2 protein-coding genes (1 of these 2 running past the window's edge) are annotated in these 15,763 nt (G+C 68.2%); both read left to right on the top strand.

All coding sequences use genetic code 11. The features are described from left to right. Positions 1-15,377, top strand: partial view of a non-ribosomal peptide synthetase gene (locus tag A5745_RS24885; protein WP_076115890.1) — the 3' portion only. The gene continues 13,213 nt to the left of window position 1, outside the view; the window shows 15,377 of its 28,590 coding nt (coding positions 13,214-28,590); the start codon falls outside the window, past its left edge; it ends in the stop codon at positions 15,375-15,377. Then, positions 15,377-15,739, top strand: coding sequence for a nuclear transport factor 2 family protein (locus tag A5745_RS09725; protein ID WP_076059719.1), 363 nt, complete (start codon positions 15,377-15,379; stop codon positions 15,737-15,739). The genes A5745_RS24885 and A5745_RS09725 overlap by 1 nt, the downstream gene beginning before the upstream one ends. The last annotated feature ends 24 nt before the right edge of the window (positions 15,740-15,763 follow it).

Consider the following 15,763-nt stretch of genomic DNA (forward strand, 5'->3'; position numbering starts at 1 on the left):
TGGCCTACTGGCGCCAGGAGCTGGCCGAGCTGCCCGAGGTCGTGTCACTGCCCACGGATCACGCGCGTCCGCCGGTGCCCAGCTACCGCGGTGATCAGGTGCCGCTGCGCATCGACCCGCAGCTGTGGGCGGGGATCAAGGCGGTCGCGGCGGCCCACAACGCGACGGCCTCGATGGTGTTGCAGGCGGCGTTGGCGGTGGTGTTGCACCGCGCCGGTGTCGGTGAGGACATCGCGATGGGCTCGCCGATCGCCGGCCGGTTGGACGAGGCACTCGATGATCTGGTCGGGTTTTTCGTCAACACCTGGGTTTTACGCGTGGATGTCAATGCCGCGCAGCGCTTCTCCGACGTCCTGGCGGCCGTGCGACACAAGGCCCTCAATGCCTACAGCAACCAGGATGTCCCGTTCGAGCTCCTGGTCGAACAGCTCAACCCGGTCCGATCCACCGCGCACCACCCGCTGTTCCAGGTGCTGATGGTCTTCCAGAACAACGTCCGACCCGAGGTGGCGCTGGACGGGGTCGCCGTCGAGCCCCTGACGATGGTCACCCAAACCGCCAAGTTCGACCTGGACTTCGACCTGCGGGAGGTGCCGGGCGAAGATGAGACGGCGCCGATGGCCGCCGGAGTGGTGACCTACGCCACGGATCTCTTCGACCGGGCCACCATCGAACGGTTGGTCGGCTGGTTTGGCCGGGTGATCGAGGCGGTGGTCGCCGACGCCTCGGTGCTGGTCGGCCAGGTGTCGCTGCTGGACCGCGGTGAGCGTGATCTGGTGCTGCAGAGGTGGTCTGGCGCCGAGGTGCAGGCGCCGGTGGGCGTGGCGCCACAGGTGTTGGCCGCGGCGGTGGCCGCCGACCCCGACGCCCAAGCGGTCATCGACGGGGCCCGGAGCATGTCGTATCGCGAGCTCGATGAGTGGTCGTCGCGGTGGGCGCGGGTGCTGATCGAGGCGGGGGTCGGTCCCGAACGGGCGGTGGGCGTCGCAATCGATCGGAGCGCGGAGTTGGTGGTGGCCTGGTGGGCCGTCGTCAAGGCCGGTGGGGTGCATGTTCCTGTCGACCGGACCCATCCCGTCGAGCGCATCGCCGCGGTGCTCGATGCCGCGGGGGCGGTGTGCGTGCTGACCTGTGGCGCCGACCCGGTGGCCGGGGCCGGGGCGCGACCGCTGCTGCGCGTCGACGATCGGGATGTCTCGGGGTACCGCGCGGATCCCGTCACCGACGCCGATCGGGTTGCGCCGCTGCGGGCCGAAAACGGCGCGTACGTGATTTTCACGTCGGGGTCTACCGGGGCGCCCAAAGGCGTGGCGGTCAGCCACGCCGGTCTGCTGGGTTGGGTTGCGGCGCAACGCGAATCGCACGGGTTGGGCGCGGATGCGCGTGTATTGATGGTCGCCGCGCCGACCTTCGACGCGTCGGTCGGCGAGCTGTTGTGGGCGGCGGGTTCGGGCGCCCCGTTGGTGGTGGCGCCGCCGGGAGTGTACGGCGGGGAGGCGTTGACCGAGTTGCTGCAAGGCCAGCGGGTCAGCGCGGCCATGCTGACCCCGACGGTGGTGTCGTCGCTGGATCGGGACCGCCTCGGCGACCTGACAACGCTGATCGCCGTGGGGGAGGCGTGCCTGCCGGGGTTGGTGGCCGCCTGGGCGCCGGGCCGGCGGATGTTCAATGGCTACGGCCCCACCGAGACCACCATCTGGGCTACCTGTGCGCCGCTGACGGCGGGGCAGCCGGTGAATATCGGCGCCCCGATCGCGGGGGTATGTGCGCTGGTGCTCGACGGACAATTGAACCCCGTGCCGGTCGGGGTGGTCGGTGAGTTGTATCTGGCCGGGCCGGCGGTTGCGCATGGCTATGTGGGCCGGGTGGGACTGACCGCGGAACGGTTCGTGGCCAACCCCTTTGGCGGCCCCGGCGCGCGCATGTATCGCACCGGGGATCTGGTGCGCTGGCGTGCCGATGGGCAACTGCAGTATCTGGGCCGCGCCGATGCCCAGGTCAAACTGCGCGGGCAGCGCATCGAGCTGGGCGAAATCGAAAACACCCTGCTGGCCTGCCCGCAGGTCGTCCAGGCCGCCGCCACCGTCCACCACGGCGAGGCCGGCACCAACCTGATTGCCTATGTCACTCTCGAGCACAACGCCACCGCCGATGACGACGCCGAGGTCGTCGAAGAGTGGCAACACCTTTACGACGAGCTCTACGGCGCCGAGGGCGAGGCGCCGGAGTTGGGGATGGATTTCCGCGGCTGGAACAGCAGCTACACCGAGGAGCCGATTCCGCTCGAGCAGATGATGGAGTGGCGTGCGGCCACCGTGGATCGGATCATGGCCCTGCGGCCGCGGCGGGTGCTTGAGATCGGCGTTGGTTCCGGGCTGTTGCTGTCCCAGATCGCCCCGCACTGTGAGCATTACGTCGGCACCGATTTCTCCGCGGTGGTTATCGACAGCCTGGCTCGTTCGCTGCAGGGGACGCAGTGGCGCGATCGCGTCGAGCTGCTGACCCAGCCCGCGCACCTCACCGAAACCCTGCCGCAGCACTATTTCGACACCGTCGTTCTCAACTCGGTGGTGCAATATTTCCCCCACGCCACATATCTGCACGAGGTCATCGACAACGCGATGGATCTGCTGGCCCCGGGCGGGTCGGTGTTTGTCGGCGATGTGCGCAACCACGCGCTGCAGGGCGCGTTTCAAACCGGGGTCGCGCTGGCGCGCACCGATACCGCCGATGCCGCCGAGATCCGCCAACGAGTCCAGCGCGCGATTCTCGGCGAGACCGAATTGCTGTTGGCGCCGGAGTTTTTCACCAGCTTGGCCGCCGAGCATCCGGCGGTGGCCGGCGTCGACATTCAGGTCAAACGCGGTACGGCCGACAACGAACTGACCCGGTATCGCTACGACGTCGTCGTCCACAAAACCCCGGCGCCCGTGCGTTCGCTGGCCGACGCCCCCCGCTGGGCGTGGACCAACTGCGCGGGAGTGCGCGACCGGTTGATATCGCAGCGCCCCAACATTATTCGTGTCACCGGCATCCCCCGCGCCGGGGTGATCGGCGACGTCCAGATCGAAGGTGTCGTGGAGGCCGGGCTACCTCTTGACGCAGCCCTGGCCGAAGCCGCCGCCTCCGCCGATGCCGTTGTCCCCGAAGAGTTGTACCGCCTCGGTGAAACCGCCGGATACCACGTCGCGGTCACCTGGGGTGCCCAACCGGGCACCCTGGACGCGGTCCTCACCACGGTCTCCGATCCCGAGCGCGGGGCGCCGGTGACGGATCTGTATCTGCCCGCCACCGAGCCCGAGCACCGCGTCGCCTACGCCAACGATCCGCAGACCAACACCAAACTCGGAGCGGTCCGTCAGCGGTTGAGCGCGTGGTTGCCCGACTACATGGTGCCCGCACACATCGTGGTACTTGACGAGTTCCCGTTGACGTCGTCGGGCAAGATCGACCGTAAAGCGTTGCCGGCGCCGGTTTTTGCCGCCACCGTATTCCGGGCGCCGCAGACCCAGACCGAAAAGATCATTGCCGAGGCGTTCGCCGAGGTATTGGGTATGGCCCGAATCGGGCTCGACGACGACTTCTTCGCCCTGGGTGGCGATTCGCTCACCGCCACCCGGGTCAGCGCACGCCTGCAACTAGGACTCGGCCGGGAAGTGCCGGTGCGGTACCTGTTCGACGCCGCGACCGTCGCCGGCCTCGCCGAGTATCTGCACCGGCATCGTGGCGGACCTGCCCGTCCGCCGTTGCGGGTGATGGCGCGCCCGGAGCGGGTGCCGTTGTCCTTTGCCCAAAACCGATTGTGGTTCCTCGATCAGCTGCAGGGGCCGTCACCGGTCTACAACATGGCGACCGCGTTCCGGATCAGCGGGCCGCTGGATGTCGATGCGTTGGGTGCGGCGCTGGCCGACGTGGTGGCCCGCCACGAGAGTCTGCGCACCCTGTTTGCCGCAACCGACGGCGTACCCGAGCAGGTGGTGGTGCCCGTCGAGCAGGCCGACTTCGGGTGGGACGTCGTCGATGCCACCGCCTGGACGGCCGAGCGGCTGGGTGAGGCCGTCAATGCCGCGGTGCGTCACAGCTTTGACCTAGCCACCGAGATCCCGTTGCGGGCAAGGCTTTTCCGCGTCGGCGACAACGAACACGTGCTGGTGGTCGTGGTGCACCACATCGCCGCGGATGGCTGGTCGGTGCGGCCGCTGGTGACCGATCTGGGTATGGCATACGCCAGCCGGTGTGCCGGGCGGGCCCCCGACACGGTGCCGTTGGCGGTGCAGTACATCGATTACACGCTGTGGCAGCGCGAACACCTCGGTGATCTCGACGATCCCGACAGCGCGATCGCCGCGCAGCTCGCCTACTGGGAGCAGGCCCTGGCCGGGCTGCCCGAGCGGCTGCAGCTGCCCACCGATCGGCCCTACCCGCCGGTCGCCGACTACCGAGGCGCCAGCGTCGCGGTCGATTGGCCCGCCGGGCTGCAGCAGCAGGTCGCCCGGGTGGCCCGCGAGCACAACGCGACCAGCTTCATGGTGATCCAGGCCGCACTGGCGCTGCTGCTGTCTCAGCTCAGCGCCAGCAGCGATGTGGCGGTGGGTATCGCGATCGCCGGGCGCCGCGATCCGGCGCTCGACGAGCTGGTGGGATTTTTCGTCAACACCTTGGTGCTGCGTGTCGATCTGGCCGGTGATCCCACCGTCGGCGAACTGCTGGCCCAGGTGCGGGCGCGCAGCCTGGCCGCCTACGAGCACCAAGACGTCCCGTTTGAAGTGCTGGTCGAACGGCTCAACCCCACCCGGAGTCTCGCGCATCACCCGCTGATCCAGGTGTCGTTGTCCTGGCAGAACCTTCCCGGTCAGGACGACAAATCCGCGGCCGAGCCGGCCCTGGGTGACCTGGAGGTCACCCCGCTGTCCGTGGAGACCCAGACCGCCCGCATGGACCTGACGCTTTCCCTCGGCGAACGCTGGGACGACGCCGGTGAGCCCGCCGGGATCAGCGGAACGGTGGAATTTCGCACCGACGTGTTCGACGCGTCCAGCATCCATGGGCTCATCGAACGCTGGCAGCGGGTGTTGGCGACGATCACCGCCGAACCCACCCGGCGGATCTCGTCGATGGACCTGCTCGACGACGTTGAGCGCGCCCGCCTGCAGGGGTGGGGTAACCGGGCGGCGTTGACCCGGCCGGCACCGGCCGCGGTGTCGATTCCGGCGTTGTTCGCCGAGCAGGTGGCCCAGATGCCGGATGCGGTGGCGCTGGTGTGCGGGGAACGCTCGTGGACCTACCGCGAGCTGGATCAGGCCGCCAACCGGCTGGCGCACCTGTTGGCCGGCCACGGGTCGGGCCCGGGTGAGCGTGTGGCACTGCTGTTTTCGCGGTCGGCCGAGGCGATCGTGTCGATTTTGGCGGTGCTGAAAACCGGGGCCGCGTACCTGCCGATCGACCCGGTGACGCCGGAGGCCCGGATCGCCTTCATCCTCGCCGATGCCGCCCCGATCGCCGCGATCACCACCAGTGAGCTGGCCGACCGGCTCGACGGGCACGACGTCGGGGTCATCGATCTCAACGACCCCCGCATCGACGCCCAGCCCAGCACCGCACCGCCCCCGCCGGCTCCCGACGACGTCGCCTACCTGATCTACACCTCGGGCACCACCGGTGTCCCCAAAGGCGTCGCGGTCACCCACCGCAACGTCACCCAGCTGCTGGCCTCACTGGACGCGGGGCTGCCGGCGGCGGGGGTGTGGACGCACAGTCACTCGTTGGCGTTTGACGTTTCGGTGTGGGAGATCTTCGGCGCGCTGCTGCGTGGGGGCCGGATGGTGGTAGTGCCCGACGAGGTGGTGCGCTCACCGGAAGACTTCCACGCCTTGCTCATTGGTGAAGGGGTCAGCGTCTTGACCCAGACCCCTTCCGCGGTGGGGGTGTTGCCGACCGAGGGCCTGGAGTCGGTGGCATTGGTGATGGCCGGTGAGGCTTGCCCGGCCGAGGTGGTGGATCGGTGGGCGCCGGGGCGGGTGATGGTCAACGCGTACGGCCCGACCGAGACGACGATGTGTGTGGCGATCAGCGCGCCACTGACGGCCGGGTCGGGTGTGGTGCCGATCGGTTCGCCGGTGCCCGGGGCGGCGCTGTTTGTGCTCGACGGGTGGTTGCGTCCGGTTCCGGCGGGCGTGGTCGGTGAGTTGTATGTGGCCGGCGACGGTGTGGCGTATGGATATGTGGGCCGGTCGGGGTTGACCGGGTCGCGGTTTGTGGCGTGCCCGTTCAGCGCGGGGACACGGATGTATCGCACCGGGGATCTGGTGCGCTGGGGCGCCGACGGGCAGTTGCACTATCTCGGGCGTGCCGATGAGCAGGTCAAGATCCGCGGCTATCGCATCGAACTCGGCGAAGTCCAGGCGGCCTTGAATGCACTGGACGGGGTCGAGCAGGCGGTGGTGATCGCCCGCGAGGACCGCCCCGGCGACAAACGCCTCGTCGGCTACGTCACCGGCACCGTGGACCCGGCCAAGATGCGCGCCGCGCTGGCCCACCGGCTCCCGGCCTACATGGTCCCCGCGGCGGTGGTGGCACTCGACACGTTGCCGTTAACCCCCAACGGCAAACTCGACACCCGCGCCCTGCCGGCACCGGAATACTTCGGCGGCGGGTATCGGGCCCCGAGCAACGCGGTCGAGGAGATCCTGGCCGGCATCTACGCCCAGGTGCTCGGGCTCGAGCGAGTCGGGGTCGACGACTCGTTCTTCGATTTGGGCGGGGACTCGCTGTCGGCGATGCAGGTGATCGCCGCCATCAACACCGGAATGGGTGCTGGCGTTTCGGTGCGCAGCGTGTTCGAGGCGCCGACGGTGGCGGAGCTGGCGCCGCGTATCGGTGAGGAGGGGGCTCGGCTTCAGCCGTTGGTGCCGATTGAGCGGCCCGCGCGGGTCCCGTTGTCGTTTGCGCAGAGCCGGTTGTGGTTCCTCGACCAATTGCAGGGTCCCTCACCGGTTTACAACATCGCGGCGGCGTTGCGGCTGACCGGTCGCCTCGATGCCGAAGCCCTGGGTGCCGCGCTGGCCGATGTAGTGGCCCGGCACGAAAGCCTGCGCACCCTGTTCACAGCGCCCGAAGGCATACCACAGCAGCTGGTGGTGCCTCCCGAGCGCGCCGAATTCGGTTGGCACGTGGTCGATTCCACCGACTGGCCGGCGGACCGGCTGGGTGACGAAATCGGCGCGGCGGTACGCCACGGTTTTGATCTGGCCACCGAGATCCCGTTGCGGGCAAGGCTTTTCCGCGTCGGCGACGACGAGTACGCGCTGGTGATCGTGGTACACCATATCGCCGCCGACGGGTTGTCGCTGAGGCCCCTGGTGCGTGACATGGGGCTGGCATATGTCAGCCGGTGTGCCGGGCAAGCCCCCGACTGGGCGCCATTGCCGGTGCAGTACGTCGACTACACGCTGTGGCAGCGTGCACAGTTCGGTGATCTTGACGATCGCGAGAGCCCCATCGCCGCGCAGCTGGCTTATTGGGAAGACGCGCTGGCCGGGCTGCCCGAGCGGCTGCAACTGCCCACCGACCGGCCCTATCCGCCGTTCGCCGATCAGCGCGGCGCCAGTGTCGCGGTCGATTGGCCGGCCGAGCTGCAGCAGCGGGTGCGCGATCTGGCCCGCGAACACAACGCGACCACCTTCATGGTGGTGCAGGCGGCGCTGGCGGTGCTGTTGTCTCAGCTCAGCGCCAGCCCCGACGTGGCGGTGGGATTCCCAATTGCCGGGCGCCGCGACCCCGCGCTGGACGAGCTGGTGGGATTTTTCGTCAACACCTTGGTGCTGCGGGTGGACCTGGCCGGCGATCCCACCATCGGCGAACTGCTGACCCAGGTGCGACAACGCAGCCTGGCCGCCTACGAGCACCAAGACGTCCCGTTCGAAGTGCTGGTCGAGCGGCTCAACCCCACCCGAAGCCTGACCTTCCACCCCGTGGTCCAGGTGTTGTTGGCGTGGCAGAACTTTGCCGGGCAGGACACCGAGCCCACCGGGCTGAGCTTGGGTGACGTGCAGGCCACGCCCCTGCCGGCGGACACCCGCACCGCCCGCATGGACCTGATGTTCACCCTGGCCGAACGCTGGAGCGAGGCCGGCGAACTCGCCGGAATCGGCGGAGCGGTGGAATTCCGCACCGACATTTTCGACGCCGCGAGCATCGAAACGCTGATCGAGCGGTTAGAGCGGGTGTTGGTGGCGATGACCGCCGACCCCGCGCGGCGGCTCTCGTCGATGGACCTGCTCGACGAGCCCGAGCAGGCCCGGCTGCGCGAGATCGGTAACTGGGCCGCGTTGACCGCTCCGGTGAGCACGCCGGCGTCGATTCCGGAGTTGTTCGCCGAGCAGGTGGCGCTCGACCCGGACGCGGTGGCGCTGAGGTTTGCGGGCCGCTCCGCGACCTACCGGGAACTCGATGAGGCCGCCAACCGGTTGGCGCACCTGTTGGCCGGCCAGGGGATAGGCCCGGGACAGTCTGTCGCCCTGCTGTTTTCGCGTTCCGCCGAGGCGATCGTCGCGATCTTGGCGGTCCTCAAGACCGGGGCGGCCTATCTACCGATCGACCCGGCGCTGCCCGCGAGCCGGATAGAGTTCATGCTCGCCGATGCGGCGGCGGTGGCGCTGCTCACCACCTCCGGGTTGGCCGACCGGCTGGACGAGTGCGACCTGCCCGTCATCGATGTCGACGACCCGCGCGTTGACGCCTACCCATGCACCGGCTTGCCGGCCCCGGCCCCCGACGACATCGCCTACGTCATCTACACGTCGGGCACCACCGGCGTGCCCAAGGGCGTGGCCATCACCCACCACAACGTCACCGAGCTGATGACGTCGATGGACCCGGGTCTGGCGGCCCCCGGGCAGGTGTGGGCGCAGTGGCACTCCTACAGCTTCGACATCTCGGGCTGGGAGATCTTCGGTGCGCTTCTGCACGGCGCGCGGCTGGTGGTGGTGCCCGAGTCGGCGGCCCGCTCACCGGAAGAACTGCACGCCTTGCTGGTCACCGAAAACGTCACGGTGTTGAGCCAAACCCCAACCGCCGCAGGCGTGCTCTCACCCGACGGTTTGGATTCCGTGGCCTTGTTGGTGGGCGGTGAACCCTGCCCCGCCGAAGTGGTGGACCGCTGGGCACCCGGGCGGGTGATGATCAACGAATACGGCCCGACCGAGACCACGATGTGGGTGGCGACCAGCGCCCCGTTGACGGCCGGGGCGGGTGTGGTGCCCATCGGCTCGCCACTGCCGAGGGCGGCGCTATTCGTGCTCGACGGCTGGCTGCGTCCGGTACCCGCCGGCGTGGTCGGGGAGCTGTACGCGGCCGGCGCCCAGGTCGGGTGCGGGTATTGGCGCCGGCCCGGTTTGACCGCGTCGCGGTTCGTGGCGTGCCCCTTCTCCCCGGGCACACGGATGTATCGCACCGGGGACCTGGTTTGTTGGCGCCCCGATGGGCAACTGCAGTACCTGGGGCGCGCCGACGAGCAGGTCAAGATCCGCGGCTATCGCATCGAGTTGGGTGAGGTCGGGGCGGTGCTGGCGGCCCATCCCCGGGTGGCGCAGGCGGCGGTCGTCGCCCACACCGCCACGCCCACCGCGGATGCCGGCGACGGGGCAAGCGACAAACTCCTGGCGGGCTATGTGGTGCTGGATCAGCAGATGAAGCTGGTCCGAGAGCCCGAGCGGGAAGCGCGGCTGGTCGAGCAGTGGCAGCGAGTGTGGGGCGACGTCTATTCGCAGCCGACGCCCGAGGCGGCCGCGCCCGCGGTGCTGGGGGAGGACTTCTCGGGCTGGAACAGCAGCTACACCGGGGCACCGATCCCGCTGGAGGAGATGCGGGAATGGCGCGCGGCCGCAGTGGAGCGGATCCGCGGATTGGGCGCGGCCCGGGTGCTCGAGATCGGGGTGGGCGCGGGGTTGCTGCTTTCCCGGCTGGCCCCGGATTGTGTCGAGTATTGGGGTACGGACTTGGCCGCGCCGACGATTCAGACGCTGCGGGCCGCGGTGGCATCGCAGCCGTGGGCTGATCGGGTGCGGTTGCGGGTGCAGCCCGCGGATGTGGCCGACGGGTTGCCGCCGGGGCACTTCGACGTGGTGGTGCTGAACTCCGTGGTGCAGTACTTCCCGAGCGCGGGCTACCTGCTCGAGGTGCTGGCGATGGCGATGCGGCTGCTGGCGCCGGGTGGGGCGGTGTTCCTCGGCGACGTGCGCAACCTGTCGTTGCTGCAGGCATTTACCACCGGGATTTTGTGTGCCGACCCCACCACCGGTGAGGATCCGGCTTCGGTGATGCGCGAGCGGGTGCGCCGGGAGATGCTCGCCGAGCAGGAATTGCTGTTCGCGCCGGAGTTTTTCGCGGCATTGCCGCAGCACCTTGCCGACATCGCCGCGGTGCAGGTGCAGCTCAAGCAGATGCGGGCGGTCAACGAGCTCAGCGGCTACCGGTACGAGGTGGTGCTGCGCAAGGGGCCCGTGGTGGTGCGCTCCGTGGCGAGCCTGCCGTCGCTGCCGTGGCAGCGCTTCGAAAGCCTGGCCGCGTTGGGTGACTACCTGCGCGCGCAGCGGTTGCCGGAGGTGCGGGTGACCGGGGTGCCGCACGGCGGCATATCGCCCGACGTGGCGTTGGCGCGGGCGTTGGCTGCGGCCGGTGATCGGGTGCCTGTCAGCGCGTTGGGTACCGATACGTCCGCACCGGATCCGGTTGTGCCGCACCAGTGTTATCAGTTGGGGCAGGAGCTCGGATATGCCACCGCGGTGACCTGGTCGCCGCAGACCGGCTTGGTCGATGTCATCTTCACCCGCGCCGCCGAGGGCTCCGACAACACCTCCGACAACACCTCCGACGGATCCTCGCCGGCGGTGTTGACGGATCTCTATCTGCCGGCCGCGGGGATGGGTTCGCTGGCCGGGTACGTCAACGACCCGGCGGTGATCGAGCGCGTCGCCGAGCTGCGCGGTTTCGTCGCCGAGCGGTTACCGGAGTTCATGGTGCCGGCGGCGGTCATGGTGGTGGAGTCGTTGCCGTTGACGGTCAACGGCAAGCTCGATCGTCGGGCATTGCCGGTCCCGGAGTTCGTGAGTGCGGCCGCCTATCGCGGGCCGCGTGATCGACGCGAACAGGTGTTGGTCGCGTTGTTCGCTGAGGTTCTCGGGGTGACGCGGGTTGGTATCGATGACGGGTTCTTCGATTTGGGTGGCCATTCACTGTCCGCGGCACGGCTGATCGCGCGGGTGCGGGCCGAGCTACGTGTCGAGGTCCCGATCCGGGTGTTGTTTGATTCGCCCACCGTGGCCGGGTTGGCCGAATGGATGAGGACCCACGGCGGGGAAAGCGCTAGGGCAGCGTTGACGGCCCAACAGCGTCCCGCAGTACTTCCGTTGTCGTTTGCGCAGCAGCGGTTGTGGTTCCTCGACCAGTTGCACGGGCCCTCCCCGATCTACAACATGCCGACCGCTTATCGGATCACCGGCGCACTGGACGTCGAGGCGTTGGGCGCGGCGCTGGCCGATGTGGTGGCCCGCCAAGAGAGCCTGCGGACACTGTTTGCCTTAGCCGACGGCGTACCCCAGCAGGTGATCATCCCCGCCGAGCGGGCCGACTTCGGGTGGGACGTCGTCGATGCCACCGGCTGGTCGGCGGAGCGGCTGGGCGAGGCCATCGGCGCCGAGGTGCGTCACTCGTTTGATTTGGCGAGCGAAATCCCTTTGCGGGCAAGACTTTTCCGCGTCGGCCACGACGAGCACGTGCTGGTTGCGGTGGTGCATCATATCGCCGCGGACGGGTTGTCGATTGCCCCGCTGGTCGCTGATCTGGGGGTGGCGTATGCCAGCCGGTCCGCCGGACAGGCCCCCGGGTGGGCGCCGTTGGCGGTGCAGTACGCCGACTACACGCTGTGGCAGCGCGAGCAGCTGGGGGACCTGGCCGATCCCGAGAGCCCCATCGCAGCGCAGCTGGCCTACTGGCAGGACGCCCTGGCCGGGATGCCCGAGCGCCTGCAGCTGCCCACCGATCGGCCCTATCCGCCGGTCGCCGACTACAGCGGCGCCACCGTCGCGGTGGAGTGGCCGGCGGCACTGCAGCAACGGATCGCCCGGGTGGCGGCCGAGCACAACGCGACCAGCTTCATGGTGGTCCAGGCCGCCCTGGCAGTGCTGCTCGCAAAGCTCAGCGCCACAAGCGATGTGGCGGTCGGGTTCCCGATCGGCGGACGTGGCGACCCGGCGCTGGATGCGCTGGTCGGGGTTTTCGTCAACACGTTGGTGCTGCGTGTCGATCTGGCCGGGGATCCCACCATCGGTGAAGTGCTGGCCCAGGTCCGTCGGCGCGGACTGGCCGCCTACGAGCACCAGGATGTGCCGTTCGAGGTGCTCGTCGAGCGGCTCAACCCCATCCGAAGCCTGAGCCAGCACCCACTGATCCAGGTGTTGTTGGCCTGGCAGAACCTTCCCGGGCAGAACATCGAGCCCGCCGGGATCGCCTTGGGTGACCTCGAGGTGGCACCGCTGTCGGCGGACACCCACACGGCGCGCATGGACCTCACGTTTTCCCTGGCGGAACGCTGGGACGAGGCGGGTGAGCCCGCCGGGTTTTCGGGGGCGGTGGAATTCCGCACCGACGTGTTCGACGCGGAAAGCATCGAAACACTGATCGCGCGGCTGCAGTGGGTGTTGGCGGCGATCACCGCGGATCCGGCACGGCGGCTGTCGTCGGTGGATCTGCTCGATGCCGGTGAGCATGCCCGCCTGCAGGACTGGGGTAATCGGGCGGCGTTGACGGCGCCGGCGGCCGCGTCGGCATCGATCCCGGCGTTGTTCGCCGCGCAGGCGGCGGGTGCGCCCGAGGCGGTGGCGGTGGTATGCGGCGAGGTCTCGTGGACCTACCGCGAGCTCGACGAGGCGTCTAATCGGTTGGCGCACCGGCTGATTGGTCATGGTGTGGGCCCGGGACAGTGCGTCGGGCTGCTGTTGCCGCGGTCGGCCGAGGCGATCGCGTCGATTTTCGCGGTGCTCAAAACCGGGGCCGCCTACCTGCCGATCGACCCGGGGCTGCCGGCGGCCCGTATCAGGTTCATGCTCGACGACGCTGCGCCGATCGCCGCGATCACCACCGCCGGGCTGGCCGAACGGCTGGATGGACGCGGTGTCCTAGTCGTCGACGTCGACGACCCCGCTCTCCACGCCCAACCCAGCACACCGCTGCCGTCGCCGGCCCCCGACGACATCGCCTACCTCATCTACACGTCGGGTACTACCGGTGCCCCCAAGGGGGTGGCCGTCACCCACCGCAACGTCGCCCGGCTGCTCGCGACACTGGACTCGGCGCTGGAGTTGTCGGCGGGACAGGTGTGGACGCAGTGCCATTCCTTGGCCTTCGACTACTCGGTGTGGGAGATTTTCGGTGCACTGCTGCACGGTGGGCGACTGGTGGTGGTGCCCGACGCGGTGGTCCGCTCACCGGAAGACCTGCGCGCCTTGCTGGTTGCCGAACAAGTCAGCGTGTTGAGCCAGACGCCGTCGGCGTTTTATGCCCTGCAAACGGCCGACGCGCTAGCGCCCGAGTCGCAGCTGAAGCTCGAGACGGTGGTGTTCGGTGGTGAAGCGCTAGAACCACAGCGCCTTGGGGCCTGGCTGGCCAACCATCCGGGATCGCCGCGACTGATCAATATGTACGGCATCACCGAGACGACGGTGCATGCCTCGTTCCGCGAGATCGTCGACCGCGATGTCGCCGGCAATGCCAGCCCGATCGGGGTGCCGTTGGCGCACCTTGGCTTTTTCGTGCTCGACGGGTGGCTGCGTCCGGTGCCGGCCGGCGTGGTCGGGGAGTTGTACGTGGCCGGTGCCGGACTGGCATGCGGGTATGTGGGCCGGTCGGGTTTGACGGGGACGCGGTTCGTCGCCTGTCCGTACGGGCCGCCGAGATCACGGATGTATCGCACGGGAGATCTGGTGCGGTGGAGCCCCGATGGGCAGCTGCACTATCTGGGCCGTGCCGACGAGCAGGTCAAGATCCGCGGATACCGCATCGAACTCGGCGAGGTCCAGGCGGCGCTGGCAGGACTGGACGGGGTGGAGCAGGCGGCGGTGATCGCGCGTGAGGACCGGCCCGGCGACAAGCGCCTGGTCGGCTATGTCACCGGCACCGCCGACCCGGGCACGGCGCGGACCGCGCTGGCCGAGCGCCTACCGGCCTACATGGTGCCGGCCGCGGTGGTGGCGCTGGAGGCGCTGCCGCTGACGGTCAACGGCAAACTGGACACCCGAGCGCTGCCCCCACCCGAATACACCGACGCCGATCGGTACCGCGCCCCGGCCACCCCCACCGAGGAGGTCCTGGCCGGCATCTACGCCGAGGTGCTGGGACTCGAGCGGGTCGGGGTCGACGACTCGTTCTTCGACCTGGGCGGGGATTCGCTGTCTGCGATACGGGTCATCACGGCAATCAACGCCCGCCTGGACACCCGCGTCGCGGTGCGCACCCTGTTCCACGCGCCGTCGGTGCGAAGTTTGAGCCAGCAGTTGGACAGCCCTGCCAGCGCGGTGGAAGTAGTCCCCGTTGAGGTCCTCAAGGACGGGACTGGTATTCCGCTGTTCTGCATACATCCCGGAGCCGGGGCGAGTTGGGCGTATCAGGCACTCGGTAAGTACGTGGATTGCCCGATCATTGGCATTCAACAGGTCCTGCAGCCCGGAGAAGCCGAACCTCGGTCGATTCGGGATATGGCGAGAAACTACGCCGACAGGATCCAAAGGGCTTGCCCCGCCGGGCCTTACCACCTTCTCGGCTGGTCTTTCGGAGGGGTCGTCGCCCACGAACTTGCCATCGAGCTTCGGCGGCGCGGATGCGTGGTCGAACGGCTTGTCCTTCTGGACGCTCAACCCCATCTTGACGACAGCGTCGCGCTGCCGAACGACGCCTTGGACAAGAAGCACATGCTGGAAGAGGTCTTGCGCTTCTATGGCATTACTGTCCCGGAACAGGATGCGACGCTCACCTACGAGCAGATAGCAGCTCTGGTTCGCGAACGAGCGGCCGTCGAATTTCCGCAGTATGAACAGCTTTTGGGTTCGCTTGTCGAAAACCTCGATTTGCTTGTGCGAAACGTCAACGGCAACAGGGCGTTGCAGCGATCTCACGAGCCCGGTGTTTTCGATGGTGACATGATCATATTTTCCGCGGCGCAAGGTGAGAGCAACAGGACTTCGTGTGCGCTGGAAGCTTGGCGGCCCTATGTCGCCGGCGACGTCACCGAGTACGCGACGGACTGCGCACACGAAGTCATGCTGACTCCCGAATCGCTGCGCAGGTATGGCCAGCAAATCAAATCTTCGTTGGAAGGGGGTCGCTGATGCACCACACCGTCTTTACCGATGTCGTTCAGAAGTACTACGTGGCGGTGGACAACGCGGATGTCGACGGCCTTGTGGCACTCTTCGAAGCCGACGCCGAGTACTCACGGCCGGGCTATGCGTGTCTGAGCGGAAGAGAGGCGATCAGGTCCTTCTACGTGGATGACCGCATCATCGAGTCGGGTATGCACAACATCGAGTCGATCGTTTCTGATTCCGGAGTGGTCGCGGTCGAGGGCTGCTTCAAGGGCACCGTGCGTGGCGGAGCCGCCGCCGAAGTTGAGTTTGCCGACTTCTTCTGGCCCGGCCCACACGGGCTCATCAAGAAGCGGCGGACGTATTTCTATACGCCGCTAATCTAAATTTCGAACAATCTCAGGTGGAAC

Source organism: Mycobacterium sp. IS-2888, assembly GCF_001954215.1.
GTDB lineage: Bacteria > Actinomycetota > Actinomycetes > Mycobacteriales > Mycobacteriaceae > Mycobacterium.

Coding starts and splice junctions, on each gene's coding strand:
- A5745_RS09725 (WP_076059719.1), top strand. CDS start 15,377: ATGCACCACACCGTCTTTACCGATGTCGTTCAGAAGTACTACGTGGCG.